The organism is Lysinibacillus xylanilyticus (genome assembly GCF_001183605.1).
Classification (GTDB): Bacteria; Bacillota; Bacilli; order Bacillales_A; family Planococcaceae; genus Lysinibacillus; species Lysinibacillus xylanilyticus.
On record NZ_LFXJ01000005.1, the window covers coordinates 1,765,979 to 1,782,335 of the forward strand.

The window sequence follows — 16,357 nt, forward strand, 5'->3', positions numbered from 1 at the left end:
AACTCTAAGTTATTTTTTTAATTAATGTCTTTGTAGTAAGTTGTACAGCTATTGCATCGTCTAAATAACCAATAGGAAATAGATAATCCGGTATAACATCTACAGGAATAATAAAATATAATAAAGTACTTCCGATTACGGTTAGTTCAAAAAGTGTTCCTTTCCCCAGTGAGAATTTCTCATATAACTCTTTTAATTTGCTTATAAATGGGCCTATGCTTCCTACACTTTTAATTTTTTCATCAAAATCCTTATGAATCGTATTTTTACCTTCTTCTGTTTGCGCATAGAGTCCATAGCTTTCTAGTTTCTGTTCTACATGTGACACCGAAAATTCATCATCATAAACATTAGAAGATTTAAGAAGAGATTGTATTGCATCAACAGACGTATGAATATCTGAATCTGACTCTTCTTGTCTCTGTTCTATGGCGTATCCTGCCGCTTCAAAAAGATTGATTAAAGGAACATCAAGGCAGTTAGCAAATTTTTCTAAATGTTGTGGTGTCGCATTCCTCTTTCCATTTATTATCCGTGAGATCGTAGCTGTGTCGATTCCAGTGAGTTCACTAAACTTCCGCATAGATAATGAATGTTCTTTCAATAACTCTCTCAGCAATAAACCAAGTGTATTACTGTTTCTCTGCTCAGCCATCTTCGATTCTCCCTTCTTACAGTGACTAACATGACTTCACGCAGTTGTCTATTATGAAAATCTCATTCTCAAGAAGTGTATAGTTACGTTGACATTTTGTCAACACTTTAGTTAGAAGAATGCTGCAAAAGCGATTATTAACAACATTACTCCACTAATAATTGTTCCAAATTGCCCTACAGTAAATGAACCGATGCGAACATCCGCTACTTTACTACCTAACTTAACACCTAACCAAACAGTAATAAAACTCCCAATTGCAGCAAGTATCGAGATGACAAGCGGCGAAAGTCCAAGTAAACCTGCACCTACCCCATTCGTAAGTGCATTCGCCGCTAAGGCAATGCCGAGAAGTACAGCTTCTCCCCATCCAATTTCTCCAGACTTATTAAAATGGGCTTCCTCGGGATTTCTTAAAATATCTTGAACATTATTATTGGACTGCATTTCATTTTTCCTATCCACTATTGAAGTTTCTTGTTTCCGCGGTTTAGCCAAAAGAATAATCCGAATTCCGATTATACATAATAATACCGCTCCGATGACCACAGGAATCATACCTGGAAGAATTTTTGACAGCCATACACCAAATGTAATGCCTGCCATACTCATAAGAAAACAAATGACCGAGATTAAAATATTTTTATCAAATCTAACATTGATCTTTCGAATCCCGTAAGAAAGTCCGACACCCAAATTATCAATACTAGATGAAAATGTAAAAGCCAAAATGATTAACCAAGTCACTCAACCACATCCCTTATTTTTTTATAGCATATTATTCGCGTTGACAAATGGTGCGTATTATCCGGAAAATGTTGACAAAAAAACAACAACTCCTTAGTAACACCATACAAAGTACTGAAAAATCGGTGAATATTGGATTACCACCATGCATGAAAGCGATATTTTTACGCACGCAAAAAAAGACTGAACGAAATATTCATTCTTTCGCAAGGTCGGATTGTATATAGTGAAGTTACCATTTATAAACAGCTGGAAGCCCCTCTTTCGTATTCATATGGTAAATTGAATTAAAGAAGATGGCTTACAACTTTCAAAACCTTATTCATAATGACGGCAACCATAATATGTTTAATGCTACCCTCCAATAGGGAATCTATTGGCAAGCATACATTAAATTAAGTTATGTTCACTAACAATATAACCATTATTATTTGCATCTTGATCCACCATATATTTAGGGAAAAAGTCGCTGGTTGTCCATCTATAATAAACTGCCGCATAAAAATGTACTATTCTACTACATTGTTCATTATTATCCATCAATAATTTACTTAAAATTAAAATTTATAGTAAATTTTTATAAAGTTAATATTTAATTTTCATCAGCTCTTCGGTATTTTTTACTTTAATACATAACCTTTCATAACTAGGAGAATATATCCTTTTATTGATTTTATAGTTAATTTTTTCGTGTGTTTTTTGTATAATAATGCAATATAGTTTTAAAGGAGTGTCATTTATGAAAAAACATATTTTAAGTTTATTTCTTGTGATGTTTGCTATGTTTGGATTCGCTTCAACAAGCAATGCATCAAATACGATTTATTTAGAATCTGGCAACACACATTCAAACACACTAACATCTCCAAAAGAATCACAGTGGTATCAAATTAATACTACGCAAGATAACAGCGATATTAATATTTATTTAGCAAATACAACTGCACCAATCAGATTTTCTCTATATGATAGTAATAAAAATTTAATTGAATGGAATTCTACATCTGTTTTCAAAACTTTAAAAACTGGTACATACTATATTGAAGTTTATGATTACGATTGGGGTAATAGCTATTCTAGCGGATCTTATGAAATTAAAGCGACGTATAGTAGTGGAAAAAACGTTACTCATGATCCGACTACATTTGAACCTAATGATACGCGTGAAAATGCTTTCCCTATTCAGTCAGGAAAAAAGATTTCTTCTTTAATTTCAAATGAAAATGATGTTGATTTTTATAAATTTAGTACGACTGTAGACAATGGTGATGTTAATATTTATTTAGCAAATACATCCGCACCAATCAAATTTAACCTATATGATAGTAATAAAAATTTAATTGCTAGCAATAACTCATCTCTTTTCAAATCTTTAAAAGCTGGTACATATTATATTGAAGTTTATGATTTCTATTGGGATAGACAATACTCTTCTGGTACGTATGATTTAATTGCGACCTATTCTACAAATTCTAAAGAGCACAATCCATCAACATTTGAACCTAATGATACGCTTGAAAATGCTTTCCCTATCAAATCAAATATTTCAATCAACTCTCAAATTTCAAATAGCTCTGATATTGATTTTTATTCAATTACGTTAAATAAAGAAGGAAATGTAAACATCTCGTTATCCAATACTTCAGCGCTAATACGGTTTAAAATATATGATGCCAATAAAAAACAGTTGGATACTAGCTCAGAATCTTCTTCAAAACATTTAGCAGCCGGCACATACTATATCGAAGTTTACGCTGACTATTGGGGTGATCAATACTCTTCTGGTACGTATACTTTAACTGCTGGTTATCCAAATGCAATAGCAAAAAGCAACGAGATTTTATTATATTTAAATAGCAAAACAGCCTATATTAATGGTAAAAGTAAAACACTTGCCATTGCACCTTTCACTAAACAAGAAACAACCTTTGTACCTTTACGCTTTGTAAGTGAAGAGCTTGGTGCAAAAGTTAACTGGAATTCTAAAAATAATGATATTACAGTACAGTTAAACGGTTCAAAAATCATATTAAATACCGAAAGCTATTATGTAACTGTGAACGGCAATGGTAAGACACTTCAAGTAAAACCTGAAGTCATTAATGGCACGACATTTGTTCCACTTCGCTTTGTAAGTGAAGCACTTGGTAAATCTGTACTTTGGAACGCTAAAAACAAGAGCATTTTAATTAAATAATTACAGTAAATTTCTCTAATAAACAAGGCGCTTAAAGCGTACCCAGAACGCAAATCAATTCCTTCAATGGCAAAAAGTCATCATTTTTCTCTTTCGAAAAATGATGACTTTTTATTATGTCCCTAGCTCTCTTTTCATAAGCGCACTTACTTATGGTGCGGTTTACTGCGTCAAAATAAAAGACTAAACCTTTTCCTTTAATAATTTTCTTTTCTTCTTATTTATGTACATCTTCGCATCTGCTTGGCTAAACAACTGCTCCATAACGCCGTAAGAGGAGTTGCTATATTCATATCCGATAGATATTTTAATCGATGAGAACGGCAAATCTTTATAGTCTTTTTGCATTTTCATCTCAATATTTTTTAAATACTGCTCCACTTCTAACACGCTTTTATTTGGAATAAGAATAGAGAATTCATCACCACCGATTCTTGCTATAAGCATGTCATTATCTGCATAAGCTTCCAAACAAGCTGCTGTTTCACAAACTAATTTATCCCCTATTTGATGACCGTATTTGTCATTAACCCATTTCAGCTCATCTAAATCAGCTAGGACTACTGTAATCGGGTCGTTGCTTTCGTTAAAATGAGCCATTTTTGCTTGAAAATATTCACGATTATACAAATTTGTTAAGGCATCATGTGTAGATTTGTACTCTAATTGCTGTTGTAATACGATTTTATCATTAATATTTCTAAATAAACCTTGTACAGCTACATACTTGCCATCCTTATAAACAGGTGTAGCATATTCTTCAGTCCAAATATATTCCCCTAGATGATTTTTTAAGCGCACCGTAATAGGCTGGTTAAAATTAAGTGTCCCAAATATTTTCTTTTCTAAGATCTCATAATCATCTGGATGGACGATTTCAAAAATTTTATCAGGATCCTGTAAATGATCACTTAATGCATTTGGACCAAGGAGATTATTGATAGTAGGACTTAAATATAGATATTTCAACTTAGGATCCGTCTCACAGTAATATAAAATATCACGTATATTTTCAACCGATTCTACCAATGGTTCTAATAACTCTACTTTTTGTTGTAGCTTAGATTTTTGGTAATGTAGGCGTAAACATATTAGTAAAAGTCCTATTATTATGCCCTTCAAAAAAATCCACATATAATAACCCGCCCTCATTTAAATTGTGCATTTAAATTTTGTAATTTTATTTTCCGGAAATAACAATAAATTTCCGAATTTTGTAACATAAAATAAATTATACCTCCATTTTACCTATAACAAAAGGCTAATATATTATTTATTTAATACCTCCATTTAATGAAATAAAAAAATGAATTAATTGAGTAGCTGCACAATAGTTATGAAGAATCAGATGCCAATGAGATGCTGATTATTGCAAATTACATTTTGTTGCTATAAAAAAATAACAATGAAATTGTAGTAAACATTGACGTATCATTTAGCGCATAAAAAAACGCTTGGAAAATATCCAAACGTTATTCTTTATATTTACTTATTTGAAATTCCTGACTGCATTTCGTAATTTCTAACGAGCATTCCGTTGATTTTATCATTCCTAACTTCTCATAATAAGGAACTAAGTCATTATCACAACACAAATCAATCATATATATATCGTCAAGCTCTTTTAACATTTGTTTGACTAATTCCTTGCCGATACCTTTACTTTTATACTCTGGCAAAACTTCAAGGAATGAAATGTAGGCAGATAGAACGCCATCGCTAATCGCTGTTTATTAAAATTTTAAATTTAATATAAAGAAACCTTCACAATCTTGAATTTACTCAAACTGTGAAGGTTCAAAATTTTTATAAGGTGAAATTCTCCCTATCATGAACGAGGTATTAAAATTACCAAAACACCAATCAAACAAATGCCTGCTCCGACGAAATCCAAGATGTCTGGTTTTTTTCCGTCGATTCCCCAGCCCCATAAAATAGAAAGGACAATAAAGACACCTCCATAGGCTGCGTAGACTCTACCAAAGGTTGGGAAGGACTGAAAAGTGGCGACAACTCCATATAAAGCTAATGCAATCCCGCCAATAATACCCCAATAAAATGGTTTACCTTCTCTTAACCAAAGCCATATTAAATAGCCGCCCCCAATTTCGCCGATTCCTGCGAGGATAAATAATAATGTAGCACCAATCATTTTTTTCACTCTTTCTGTATATGTTTAAAAGGAAAATTGCATTATCTGTTCTATTATACATAAAAGCACGTTACCATTAATGAAATCAAAAAATTCCGCTATTCTCCTGTGTAACGATGGGTAAGATATTTAAATGGAAGGATGCAAAATATTGAACGTTGATATCGCTATTATGTTTTACTATACTCCTCTTACTTGTAACATAATTTTAGATATGTTGCAGTCTTTATAAGGCGCATCGTCATTTATTTATACCAGCTTGGTTTTATATTATTAAAATACTGATGCTCATCTAGGAAGATATTAATTCTATTTCTCATATTATCCATATCTTCTGGTATTGTTTTTAATGTCCATACAATTGTTGAAAATACACACATGGCTAAATATAAACTATACAAAGTCCAAAATTCATCACTTGGTTCTTTACCATTAAAATAACCTTTTATTTGACCAATGGAGAAAGGAACGCTAATATTTCGTGTGAAAATACCGATTTTCAAAAATTCATGAATCGGATCACCCCAATCATATCTCCCAAAATCAATAATTCCTTTGAATTTCCCTTCCAGTACAATTAAATTACTTGGGTGATAGTCATCATGCTGAAATATATTAGGGCGATTTTCCATCAACAACATATGATTATCTATAAATTGTAGGATTTTTTCATCTTGATCAATTTTTATTGGGCATGCTAGATAAGCCTCAACATAATTTTTTGCTATCAATTATGCTTCAGCATAATTGCGTCTGGAATCGGCTTTGTGCTTGCACAAAGAACTCATTTCCGATTCCATGACATCCGCCGGAGGCTTTAACTTCTTTCAGCGGATGTTTGGCCACCCGCTGAAAGAAGTTAAACTTTTTCGCGCATACCATGATTCTATATGTTTAGGTGCTTGTATCTTATGTAGGTTCAATAGTTCTTGTCCCGCTTCAAAACCTAATTGATATTGTTCTCTTTCTGTTAATACTAACAATTCTTCTTCAACATCATTCCCATCCATTTAAGTGGTTACCATATAACCGTGATCTTGAATTTTTCCAATCTCACATGCTTTTATTGCTTTATTTGTATAAGTCTCAACTGTCTTTAGTATTGCAAACTCCTTTTCTCTATCTTCAAATTGACTAATTGGGAAAAATCTTAGCATATATTTTTCATCGCTATTTTTTAGAGAAATGAATTGTTCATAGGAGTTAAGAAATACTGTAAACGGTCCACTAATGGTTTGGCTTATTTTCGACATTAAACTATACATCTATAAACACCCTCTATTTTTTTAAGTAATTCACAGATTGAGAATCTCTAGTTATTTACTGCTTTTATATATATCAGATGACAAACTGCTACAAACGCCTCGATATCCGATGTTCCATATTTCGTTAAATAATAGCGTATAATCATTCACGAGAACATAAAAGAAAAATCCTGTATCAAAAAAATTAACACAGGATTTTAATCAAATTTTATTTTAATTCTCAATTGAGCATTACTCCACCTTAATTTGACCCATCATTCCATTATCCTCATGCTCTAAAATATGACAATGGAACATGAAGATGCCCTTATGCTTAAATTGTACAGCTATTTTTACTGTCTCATCTGGCTTTACGGAGATACTGTCCTTCCATCCTTGTTCATTTTCAGGTGGCTTTTTTTCATCACGAGAGAGTACTTTAAATTGTGCTCCATGAATATGGAACGGATGAATCATACCGCCCATCATATCCGGTTTATTATAAATTTCCCATACCTCGGTAACCCCTTGTTTTTGTGTAAAATCAATTCTTTCCGGATCAAATTTCTTTCCGTTTATCGTGACCATGTCCATCATTCCAAAGAGTTCCACTTTTTTTGTAACGGGTAGATCCATTTCTTTATCTTCTAATGAAAGATCATTCAATTTTTTAGGGACCATACTCGTTTTTCCACTTTGATCAGTAACTACAAATGGTAAAAGGACAGATCCATCCTCATTTATTAAAGCTAGGTCATTAACTTCCTTAATTTTTGAAAAGTCAACTACAATTTCTGCCCTTTCAGAAGGCGTTAGTGTAATCTCTATTAAAGAAACGGGTTCATTCAAGAAACCACCATCTGTTGCGATTTGAAGAAAGGAATTCCCTGAACTCAATTTAAAAGTATAATTTCTCGCGTTAGATCCATTTAATAAACGAAGTCGCACTTTCTCTTTGTTTACAGTCAATTTAGGATTGAGCGTTCCATTAATTAATAATGTATCACCAATTGTTTCGTCTGTGTTCATTGCAGCGCTATAATTCAATTGTTTCTTATCATCAAATGTTCTATCTTGGAAGATCAAAGGGAAATCGTTCTTCCCATAATCATTTGGCAATCCTAAACTTTTTGAATGATTATCTTCAATGTAAACCAAGCCTGCAAGCCCGTTATATACCTGTTCAGCCGCTTTTCCATGTGGATGAGGATGGAACCATAGCGTCGCCGCTTCTTGATTCACTTTAAATTCGAAGGTATTTTCTTCTCCTGGTTTAAGAATGCTTTGTGGACCACCATCTTTTTCTCCTGACACCTCTAGTCCATGCCAATGAAAAGTTGTATCCTCATCAAGTTCATTTATAGTTCTAATCTTTACGGTTTCACCTTTTTCAAGACGAATCATCGGGCCGAGAAACGATCCGTTATACCCATACGTATTTGTTTGAACACCATCGAATATTTCTGTTTTTCCTTTTTGTGCCCTAACTGTGTAAACAACTTCATCCTTATTATTACGTTTAAGTTCAGCAGGGACTTTTACTTCATTTACCCCTGTCGAATTGTTTAAACTTGCCACATTGCTATGACTCTCATGACCCTTCATCTTGTCATGATCCATGTCTTTCATATCTTTCGAAGAGTGATCCATACCTTCCATTTTCATAGAGGAATGATCCATGTCCTTCATATCATTACTATCTCCTTGGCTACAAGCCCCAAGGATACCCAAACTTGCAATAATACTCGCTGCTAACGCTATTTTCCTCATATCAACCATTCCTTTCACCTTAAGTATATGGAACAGTTGTGTAGGAATTATGTAGAAAACGGCATTTGTATACAAAATGTAGTTCCTATATTTTTCTCACTTTTGACGGAAATTGTACCGTTATGTGCCTCCACAAGTTTTTTGGTAATTGTCATACCAATACCATTGCCAGTATATCGATTTTCCACTCGATAATTTCGCTCAAAGATTTTTTTACTTGCTTCTTCATCCATACCGACTCCATTATCATGTACAAGAATTATATAATCTCCACTTTCTTTAAATAATTTGATTACTATAATGCCATCTTTTTGAACATGGTACATAGCATTTTTTATAATGTTGTGTAGAATTTGATTCAATCTTAAAGCATCTACCTTTGCATTAATTGTTTTGTCTAAATCCAATTCTACCTGTATTTCTCTTTCAAGTAATTCACTTGCCAGCGCAATAACAGACTTTTCGATTACATTAGCAATCGGTTGCTCTTTCATAATGACCTTAAATGTAGGATTATTAATATCATTTAATGTATCTAATTCCCCAACAAGGAGAATTAACCTATCAATTTCCTCAACACATGCTTTCAAACGCTCTGGAGTAGCTGTCCAAATCCCATCTTCAAATGCACTTAAATAGCTTTTTATTGAGGCTAATGGATTACGAATTTCATGTGCAAGATCCTGTGTCATTTCTTTACGACGGAGTTCATAAGCGTTTAATGTTTCATCTAGTTTCATTAGTGATTTACCTAATTGACCAATTTGATCATTGATCGTATAGCTTATTTTTAAATGACGGTCTCCACGCACTAGTCTTAACGCAAAGTGATTCAGTTCTTGGATAGGTTTCGTTAATGTTTTTGCAATTAACAAACTAGAAATTAGTATAAAAATAAGCAAAAGGCCTAATGACCACATTGCCGTTTCCCTTAATGCCATATCAAAATGGTGAATTAATTCCTTCGAATCTGTAATATGGAGCATCATCAAATGTTCATGTCCCTTATAAAGTAATATCCCTGTGATGAATAAGAGTATGCTTGTAGAAAAGATAGCTATAATTAAGGCAATTTTTATATGAAATTTCATTGATTTATAACCTTTTCATTTATTTTGTATCCCAAACCAAAGACAGTTTGTATGTACTCTTCCTTAACTTTTTTACGGATATTTTTAATATGTTGATCCACAATACGAGGATTCATGTCCGAATCAAAACTATATATTTTTTGAATAATATCATCCCTACTAAAAACCTTTTTAGGATTTTCAGCTAGTAATAGTAAAATGCTAAATTCATGTGGCGTGAGCTGAATACTTTGATGATTAACTAATACTTTTCTCTCTTCTTTATGGAGTTCCAACTGTCCAAAAATAAGTATTTGGCTTTTATGTGAACTGGGTAACAACCTCTCTGCTCTTATTAATATTTCTTTAGGATGAAATGGTTTAACGACATAGTCATCTGCACCCATTTCAAATCCAATTACCTTATCATCAATAGAGATTTTTGCTGTAAGCATAATCACAGGAATATCGTAATTTGATTTTACATATTGGCAAATATCCTCTCCGTCCATATCCGGCAACATTAAATCTAAAATAATCATATCAAGAGGTACTTGATCGATCACTTGGATTGCGGATTCTCCTGTATGTGCAATATATGTATGATCTCCGTTATTTTCAAAATAAGATGCCAATACCTCTGTAATCTTTACTTCATCATCTACGATTAACACTTTCATTTTCTAATTACACCAACTTTGTATAAGAGATTCAAGAAGACTAACAATAAAAACTCAATCTAATTACCCTATAATGAAAGAACTTTATTATCAGCTAACGCTTTTAATACACTCTTTGGGATTTCAGTTGAAAAATTTCTTCTTCCAATCCTTTAATTCTAGCTCTCATATTAAAGCCTAACTTCCATAACTATGCCTCTCTAGTTCTTCATTCATTATATCGAATACTATTTACGTCTTGAAATCTTTTCTAACAAAATACTAACTAAAACTTAAAAGCAGTTGAAGCTCTTATCTTCAACTGCTTTTTACCTACTCTTGTAGATCTGTTAAAATCATAACATTTGGATGCTTTGTTAGAACACTTGCTGGTATATCTTCAGTATATTCAGAATCAAGTACACGTTGTAATACATCTCGCTTTGCTTCTCCAACAGCGATTAGTAAAATGCATTTTGCACGCTTAATGGATTGAATCCCCATCGTTATTGCTTGGGTTGGAACTTCATCGATTGAATCAAAGAAGCGTGCATTTGCTTGTCGGGTTGATTGTTCAAGCGTTACAAGATGTGTCAAAGAATCAAATGGCGTTCCTGGTTCATTGAAGCCGATATGGCCATTTTGTCCGATACCAAGTAATTGGAAATCTATCGGATTATGCTGTAAAAGCGATTCATAGCGCAAAGCTTCCTCTTTAGGGTTATCAGCTAAACCATTCGGTAAATAGGATTCTTTAAATGGTTTATGACGAAATAAATATTTATCCATATAATTTGTATAGCTTTGTTCGTGGTTGACACTTAGTCCAACGTATTCGTCTAAATTAAAGCTAATACAAGTTGAAAAATCAACATTACTTTCACATATTATAGAATATAGCGGTTCCATTGTACCGCCTGTGGCTAGACCGAACGTTGTAGCACCGTCATTTTTAGCATTCCCGATAATGTCTACTGCACGAGTGTATAAATCTTTCCTAGAAGAATAACGTTCTATTTTCAATTCTTAATGCCCCTTTACTCAAATTTTTTTACGTTAAAGCTCCATTACGTGTAAATCTCCTTACTACAGTTAGATTATCTCTTTTATTACTTCTTAATAGAAATAATATTATTAGAGCCCGCTCGTTGGAAGCCGGATTTTTCAAGTATAACTTTTTGTCCAATTAAACTCGTGAATACAATGGGTGTAACAATAGAAGGTACTTTGTCTTTTATGTTCTCAAAGTCTACTTTTAATAACCGATCACCACGTTTGATTAATTGACCCTCTGTAACTAACGTTTCAAAACCCTCACTGTTTAGCTTTACAGTATCTAAACCGACATGAATTAATAGTTCTACACCTGTATCGGATTTTAAACCAATAGCATGCTTCGATGGAAAAATCATGACTACTTGCCCATCAAACGGTGCATAAACCGTACCATCTTTCGGATGAATGCCAAAACCCGGCCCCATAATACCTGATGAAAATGCTTCGTCAGGTACTTCAGCTAACGGTATTAAATCACCCGTAATAGGCATTTCAAAATCATCTAAAGAAATTGTTGCCTCTGCTACAGTCTCATGAATAACAGACGGATCTTGCTGTAATGACATATTTGCAGGAGTTGGGTTACCTTTTTTCAGGCGATCTTTTATAGCTTCTGCTAAAAATTCTACAGATGTACCGATAATTATTTGTACGTTAGTCTTGCTAATTCGCATAATACCACGCGCACCCGCTCGTTTTAACGCTTTCTCATCCACCTGATCCACATCACCTACAGTCATTCGAAGTCTTGTTGTACAGTAATCGACTTGCTTAATATTATTTTGCCCACCTAATGCTTCAATTGTTTTGTAAGCTCGAACATCTAAATCGTTAGATATAGTTGAAACAGCATCTGTTCCGTCCTCATCTTCGTCTTCACGACCAGGCGTTTTCAAATCTAATTTCTTGATTAAGAAATAGAAAATGACAAAGTAAATAGCCCCAAAACCCAATCCTAATGGAATTAATAGCCATGGTTTATCTGCTAAACCAAAGTTTAATAAATAGTCAATTAAACCTGCTGAAAAACCGAAACCATCACGGAATCCAATAATATAAGAAACAGCAAGTGAAATACCTGTTAATACAGCATGGATACCATAAAGTACAGGTGATAAGAACATAAATGTAAATTCAATAGGCTCTGTTACGCCTGTTAAGAATGCTGTTAACGCGATGGATACGAACATACCACCGACTGCTGCACGTTTTTCTTTTTTCGCTGCGAAGTACATCGCAAGACAAGCTGCTGGTAATCCAAACATCATAATTGGGAAGAAACCTGCTTGGAAATGTCCAGCTGATGGGTCACCTGCTAAAAAGCGATGGATATCCCCTTTGACAATTTCACCTGCCGCATTTGTAAATTCGCCAAAGTCAAACCATATCACTGTATTAACAACATGATGTAGACCGACCGGGATTAATAAACGATTTAAGAAACCATACATCCCAACACCAACTTCTCCTGCACCGATTAACCAATTCCCTACTCCATCAATCCCGCCTTGAATTGGCCCCCACACTACAGCTAAAATACCACCTAAAATCGCCATAGTAATAGACGTTATAATTGGCACAAAACGCCTTCCTCCGAAGAATGATAGCCATTCTGGGAATTTCACATTATAAAATTTGTTATAAAGTAAACTTGCTGTAACACCAGCAATAATACCGCCAAAAACACCCATATTTAATTCTTCATTAATGCTTCCAAGAACTGCAACTAACACAAGATGCGCAATGGCACCTGCTAACGCAGCACCACCACTATTATCGTGCGCTAAGCCCATAGCAATACCAATCGCAAAAATAATAGGTAAATTACCTAAAATAGCATTGCCTGAAGCAGCCATAATGCTTGCAATATAATGAACAACGTCATTTGGCACTGCACCAAGCATATCATCTGAGCCTAAGCGTAATAATAATGCAGCTGCTGGTAATGTAGCGATTGGAAACATTAACGACCTACCGATTTTTTGTAAGAAAGCTAACATGTTTCTGCCTCCCCCTTTTCGGTATAGTTGTCTATACCAATTATGTTACAATCTATTATATTCTTTATCTTGAAAAAAACAACCATTTTTCAGAATTTTCTATATTTAACTTCTTATCTTTATGTATCCGTTTTATTTTGGATAAAGTTATATACGGTTTGTTTTCAATCCCTAGTTTTCCAGCTAAAAAAAGCACCTCCAATTGTTAGTTATATTTCTAACAATTGAGGTGCAGTTCATGAAGCGTCTAACGCCTTTTTATGCTGTTACATCACGTTTCATAAATGACATATAGCTGATCACAAGGAAAATTAAAGCGTAAATCGCAAGAATTGTGAGTGAGAATGGCATTGTCATTCCACCTACTATAAAGTGACCATTTTCATATTGTGTTAAATCTGAATGTGTTAGCCAAATATATTTAACGATGTCATATCTACTTAAGAACATCACAATCATTCCACCTGTAAAGGATAAGAACATCGTTAAGCCAATCGCTAAAGAGCTTGAACGGAAAACTGAGCCTACTAAGAAAGCAAATAATATTGACATGACAAAGTCTCCGCCAGAAAGTAAATAGTGATATGCTAAATCATTCCAAACTGCTTTTTCAACAACCTGACCGCTGACCATTTCTAGCTCAACACCAGTTGTAGCACCAAATAGTATCAGTCCAACTAGAGCACTTACTACTACATTGACTACAAATAAAAAGAGTCCAAATATGAATGTTGTAAGTAATTTTGAGGTTAATACTTTTGCCCGCGAAACCGGACGCGTTAATAACATTTTAATCGTACCTGTTGAGAATTCACTTGATACGATGCTAGCTGCAACAATAACTGTAAATAATGTTACTAAAGTCAGCATGCCACCTGTAAATGACATAAAGCTTGCGACGCTTCCATCTTTTTGAGACGGCAAATCATTTGCTAATCGATACTCCGAAATAGCAATCTTCTCCTCGTATAATGTTTTATCCTCTGCTGCTAAGTCATCACTTTTCATGATTTCTTTATAATCATTAATAGCCTGCTTTTCAGTTTCCTGCCACGTAGTATCCTCTGTCGTTTTTGTTTCATAGTATTTCATCATAATACCAGGACCAATAATAAAGAGGATTACTAGCGCGACCATTGCCCAAGTTCCTTTTTTATGCCATAATTTCATCCATTCATTTTGAATTAGCTTCAGCAATTTGGCCACCTCCTGTCATTTCTAAGAATTGATCCTCTAATGTCTTTTGATGCGGTTGTACAGCAAATAATTGAATTCCTTCATTAACAAATTGCGAAATGAGTTTTGGAATATCTTCTTTCTTTATTTCCACTACATAACCATTATTTTCAGATACAAAGTTATAATCGAGCTTTTGTAGAAGTTCTGCAGCCTTATTATTTGGTGTAGCTTCAATATAATAAAACGAAGAAGTTTCAACGTTGATATCACGAATATCGATAAGTTTGCCATTTTGTATGACAGCCACTCGATCACACATTAATTCAATTTCGGATAATAAATGACTGGAGACAAAAACAGATACGCCATCCTCCGCAGCAATTTTACGTAAATACATACGAAACTCGCGGATACCTGCTGGATCCAGACCATTTGTTGGTTCATCTAAAATTAAAAATTTTGGGCGATGAAGTAGTGCCTGTGCAAGACCTAAACGCTGACGCATCCCTAGCGAATACGTTGATACCTTTTCATGAATGCGTTTCTCAAGTCCAACTTGTTTAACGACTTCTTCAATACGCTCTTTTGTAACGTTTTTATGCATACGCGCAAAGTGCAGTAAGTTTTTATAACCCGACATAAATTTATACATTTCTGGATTTTCTACAATTACGCCGACCTTACTAATCGCTTCCTCATAATTCTCCTTTAAGGAAAGGCCATCAATAATGACATTCCCCTCAGTTGGATGCATAAGTCCTGTCATCATACGAATTGTCGTCGTTTTACCTGCGCCATTCGGTCCTAAAAATCCAGTAATTTGACCTGGATATAAATCGATATTCAATTGCTGAATCAATTGCTTACCACCAATGGTTTTTGAAATATTTTGCAATTGAACAATTGGTTGTGTTGTCATAAATTTCACCCTTTCTTATAATACGCCTTCATCCATTGCACAGCATCCTTATTCGAAACATCTCGAATCGTTTCTACTTCTTCGTGTGCAATGATCGAACCATTTTGCAATAAAATGATTTGATCTAAAATAGGCTCTACCTCATATAATTCATGCGTTGATAATAATATTGTCTGGTGTTCAATATCTGTAAATTGAATTAACCCTTTAATAAGCTGCTCACGAACAATTGGATCAAGACCAGAAAATGGCTCATCCATTAAATAAAAGGGTACTTCTCGCCCAAGAGTTGCGGCCATTTTCATTCGACCACGATTCCCCTTTGATAATTGCCGTAGCTTCACATTTTTATCAACCTGTAAAAACTCCGCAACAATACATGCCTTATCATACGAAAAATCTTCGAATTGAGAAGCATAGTGCTGAAAAAGCTGCTCACCTGTGTAAAAATCAAAAAACAAATCAATATCTGGTAAATATGCAATTTTATCAGCACTTCTACGCGTAACAGGCGTTCCATTTAGCAATACTTCACCACTAGATGGACGTAATAAGCCTGCCAACACTTTTAATAGTGTCGACTTGCCACTACCATTCTCTCCAACAAGCCCTATGATTTGTCCAACAGGTAAGGAAAAAGAAACTTCTTGTAGAATAGGCTTTTTCATATAACGAAAAGAAACATTCGATAGCTGTAGCATTTATTTCA

At 34.1% G+C, this 16,357-nt stretch carries 16 protein-coding genes and 1 pseudogene; 1 reads left to right on the plus strand and 16 read right to left on the minus strand.

Going from position 1 to position 16,357, the window contains the following annotated elements; all coding sequences use genetic code 11:
- Window positions 1-4: 4 nt before the first annotated feature.
- A complete protein-coding gene (locus ACZ11_RS11510) occupies window positions 5-655 on the minus strand; it encodes a helix-turn-helix domain-containing protein (protein ID WP_049666183.1) in 651 nt (216 codons plus the stop codon).
- 111 nt (window positions 656-766) lie between these two features.
- Complete coding sequence (gene ytaF, locus ACZ11_RS11515; RefSeq protein WP_049666185.1) at window positions 767-1,402, minus strand: sporulation membrane protein YtaF; 636 nt, start codon at window positions 1,400-1,402, stop codon at window positions 767-769.
- 739 nt (window positions 1,403-2,141) lie between these two features.
- On the opposite strand from ytaF, the gene ACZ11_RS11520 reads away from it, so the two are divergent.
- Window positions 2,142-3,599, plus strand: coding sequence for a stalk domain-containing protein (locus tag ACZ11_RS11520; protein ID WP_049666187.1), 1,458 nt, complete (start codon window positions 2,142-2,144; stop codon window positions 3,597-3,599).
- Window positions 3,600-3,782: 183 nt separating this feature from the next.
- Here ACZ11_RS11520 and ACZ11_RS11525 read toward each other — a convergent pair whose 3' ends face one another.
- The 14 genes and pseudogenes from ACZ11_RS11525 to ACZ11_RS11585 all read right to left on the minus strand — a co-directional run bounded on the left by ACZ11_RS11525 (window position 3,783) and on the right by ACZ11_RS11585 (window position 16,349).
- Complete coding sequence (locus tag ACZ11_RS11525) at window positions 3,783-4,733, minus strand: sensor domain-containing diguanylate cyclase (protein WP_049666189.1); 951 nt, start codon at window positions 4,731-4,733, stop codon at window positions 3,783-3,785.
- Between the two features lie 351 nt (window positions 4,734-5,084).
- Window positions 5,085-5,329, minus strand: a pseudogene (locus ACZ11_RS25215) (GNAT family N-acetyltransferase); the annotation flags it as partial.
- Between the two features lie 98 nt (window positions 5,330-5,427).
- Window positions 5,428-5,751, minus strand: coding sequence for a YnfA family protein (locus tag ACZ11_RS11530; protein WP_049666191.1), 324 nt, complete (start codon window positions 5,749-5,751; stop codon window positions 5,428-5,430).
- Window positions 5,752-5,996: 245 nt separating this feature from the next.
- A complete protein-coding gene (locus ACZ11_RS11535; RefSeq protein ID WP_049666193.1) occupies window positions 5,997-6,482 on the minus strand; it encodes an aminoglycoside phosphotransferase family protein in 486 nt (161 codons plus the stop codon).
- Window positions 6,483-6,578: 96 nt separating this feature from the next.
- Window positions 6,579-6,761, minus strand: a complete 183-nt coding sequence (locus ACZ11_RS11540) for a hypothetical protein (RefSeq protein ID WP_049666195.1) — start codon at window positions 6,759-6,761, stop codon at window positions 6,579-6,581.
- Window positions 6,762-7,016, minus strand: coding sequence for a hypothetical protein (locus tag ACZ11_RS11545; RefSeq protein ID WP_049666197.1), 255 nt, complete (start codon window positions 7,014-7,016; stop codon window positions 6,762-6,764).
- Between the two features lie 231 nt (window positions 7,017-7,247).
- Complete coding sequence (locus ACZ11_RS11550; RefSeq protein ID WP_049667169.1) at window positions 7,248-8,765, minus strand: multicopper oxidase family protein; 1,518 nt, start codon at window positions 8,763-8,765, stop codon at window positions 7,248-7,250.
- 47 nt (window positions 8,766-8,812) lie between these two features.
- Window positions 8,813-9,856 (minus strand): sensor histidine kinase, encoded by a 1,044-nt coding sequence (locus ACZ11_RS11555; RefSeq protein ID WP_049666199.1) that lies wholly within the window; start codon window positions 9,854-9,856, stop codon window positions 8,813-8,815.
- On the minus strand, window positions 9,853-10,515 hold the full coding sequence (locus tag ACZ11_RS11560) for a response regulator transcription factor (RefSeq protein WP_049666200.1): 663 nt from the start codon (window positions 10,513-10,515) through the stop codon (window positions 9,853-9,855). Before ACZ11_RS11560 ends, ACZ11_RS11555 begins: the two co-directional genes overlap by 4 nt.
- 312 nt (window positions 10,516-10,827) lie before the next feature.
- The gene (locus tag ACZ11_RS11565) at window positions 10,828-11,517 is read right to left on the minus strand and encodes a glucosamine-6-phosphate deaminase (protein WP_049666202.1); all 690 of its coding nucleotides are present in this window, start codon (window positions 11,515-11,517) and stop codon (window positions 10,828-10,830) included.
- A gap of 86 nt (window positions 11,518-11,603) precedes the next feature.
- Window positions 11,604-13,550, minus strand: coding sequence for an N-acetylglucosamine-specific PTS transporter subunit IIBC (nagE, locus tag ACZ11_RS11570; RefSeq protein ID WP_049666205.1), 1,947 nt, complete (start codon window positions 13,548-13,550; stop codon window positions 11,604-11,606).
- A 258-nt stretch (window positions 13,551-13,808) separates the two neighbouring features.
- Window positions 13,809-14,747, minus strand: coding sequence for an ABC transporter permease (locus ACZ11_RS11575; RefSeq protein ID WP_049666206.1), 939 nt, complete (start codon window positions 14,745-14,747; stop codon window positions 13,809-13,811).
- Entirely contained in the window at window positions 14,725-15,648 is a 924-nt protein-coding gene (locus tag ACZ11_RS11580; protein WP_049666207.1) for an ABC transporter ATP-binding protein, read from the minus strand. Before ACZ11_RS11580 ends, ACZ11_RS11575 begins: the two co-directional genes overlap by 23 nt.
- A 5-nt stretch (window positions 15,649-15,653) precedes the next feature.
- Complete coding sequence (locus ACZ11_RS11585) at window positions 15,654-16,349, minus strand: ABC transporter ATP-binding protein (protein WP_049666210.1); 696 nt, start codon at window positions 16,347-16,349, stop codon at window positions 15,654-15,656.
- Between the last annotated feature and the right edge of the window lie 8 nt (window positions 16,350-16,357).

Coding starts and splice junctions, on each gene's coding strand:
- ACZ11_RS11510 (WP_049666183.1), bottom strand. CDS start 655: ATGGCTGAGCAGAGAAACAGTAATACACTTGGTTTATTGCTGAGAGAG.
- ACZ11_RS11520 (WP_049666187.1), top strand. CDS start 2,142: ATGAAAAAACATATTTTAAGTTTATTTCTTGTGATGTTTGCTATGTTT.
- ACZ11_RS11525 (WP_049666189.1), bottom strand. CDS start 4,733: ATGTGGATTTTTTTGAAGGGCATAATAATAGGACTTTTACTAATATGT.
- ACZ11_RS11530 (WP_049666191.1), bottom strand. CDS start 5,751: ATGATTGGTGCTACATTATTATTTATCCTCGCAGGAATCGGCGAAATT.
- ACZ11_RS11540 (WP_049666195.1), bottom strand. CDS start 6,761: ATGGATGGGAATGATGTTGAAGAAGAATTGTTAGTATTAACAGAAAGA.
- ACZ11_RS11545 (WP_049666197.1), bottom strand. CDS start 7,016: ATGTATAGTTTAATGTCGAAAATAAGCCAAACCATTAGTGGACCGTTT.
- ACZ11_RS11550 (WP_049667169.1), bottom strand. CDS start 8,765: ATGAGGAAAATAGCGTTAGCAGCGAGTATTATTGCAAGTTTGGGTATC.
- ACZ11_RS11555 (WP_049666199.1), bottom strand. CDS start 9,856: ATGAAATTTCATATAAAAATTGCCTTAATTATAGCTATCTTTTCTACA.
- ACZ11_RS11560 (WP_049666200.1), bottom strand. CDS start 10,515: ATGAAAGTGTTAATCGTAGATGATGAAGTAAAGATTACAGAGGTATTG.
- nagE (WP_049666205.1), bottom strand. CDS start 13,550: ATGTTAGCTTTCTTACAAAAAATCGGTAGGTCGTTAATGTTTCCAATC.
- ACZ11_RS11580 (WP_049666207.1), bottom strand. CDS start 15,648: ATGACAACACAACCAATTGTTCAATTGCAAAATATTTCAAAAACCATT.
- ACZ11_RS11585 (WP_049666210.1), bottom strand. CDS start 16,349: ATGCTACAGCTATCGAATGTTTCTTTTCGTTATATGAAAAAGCCTATT.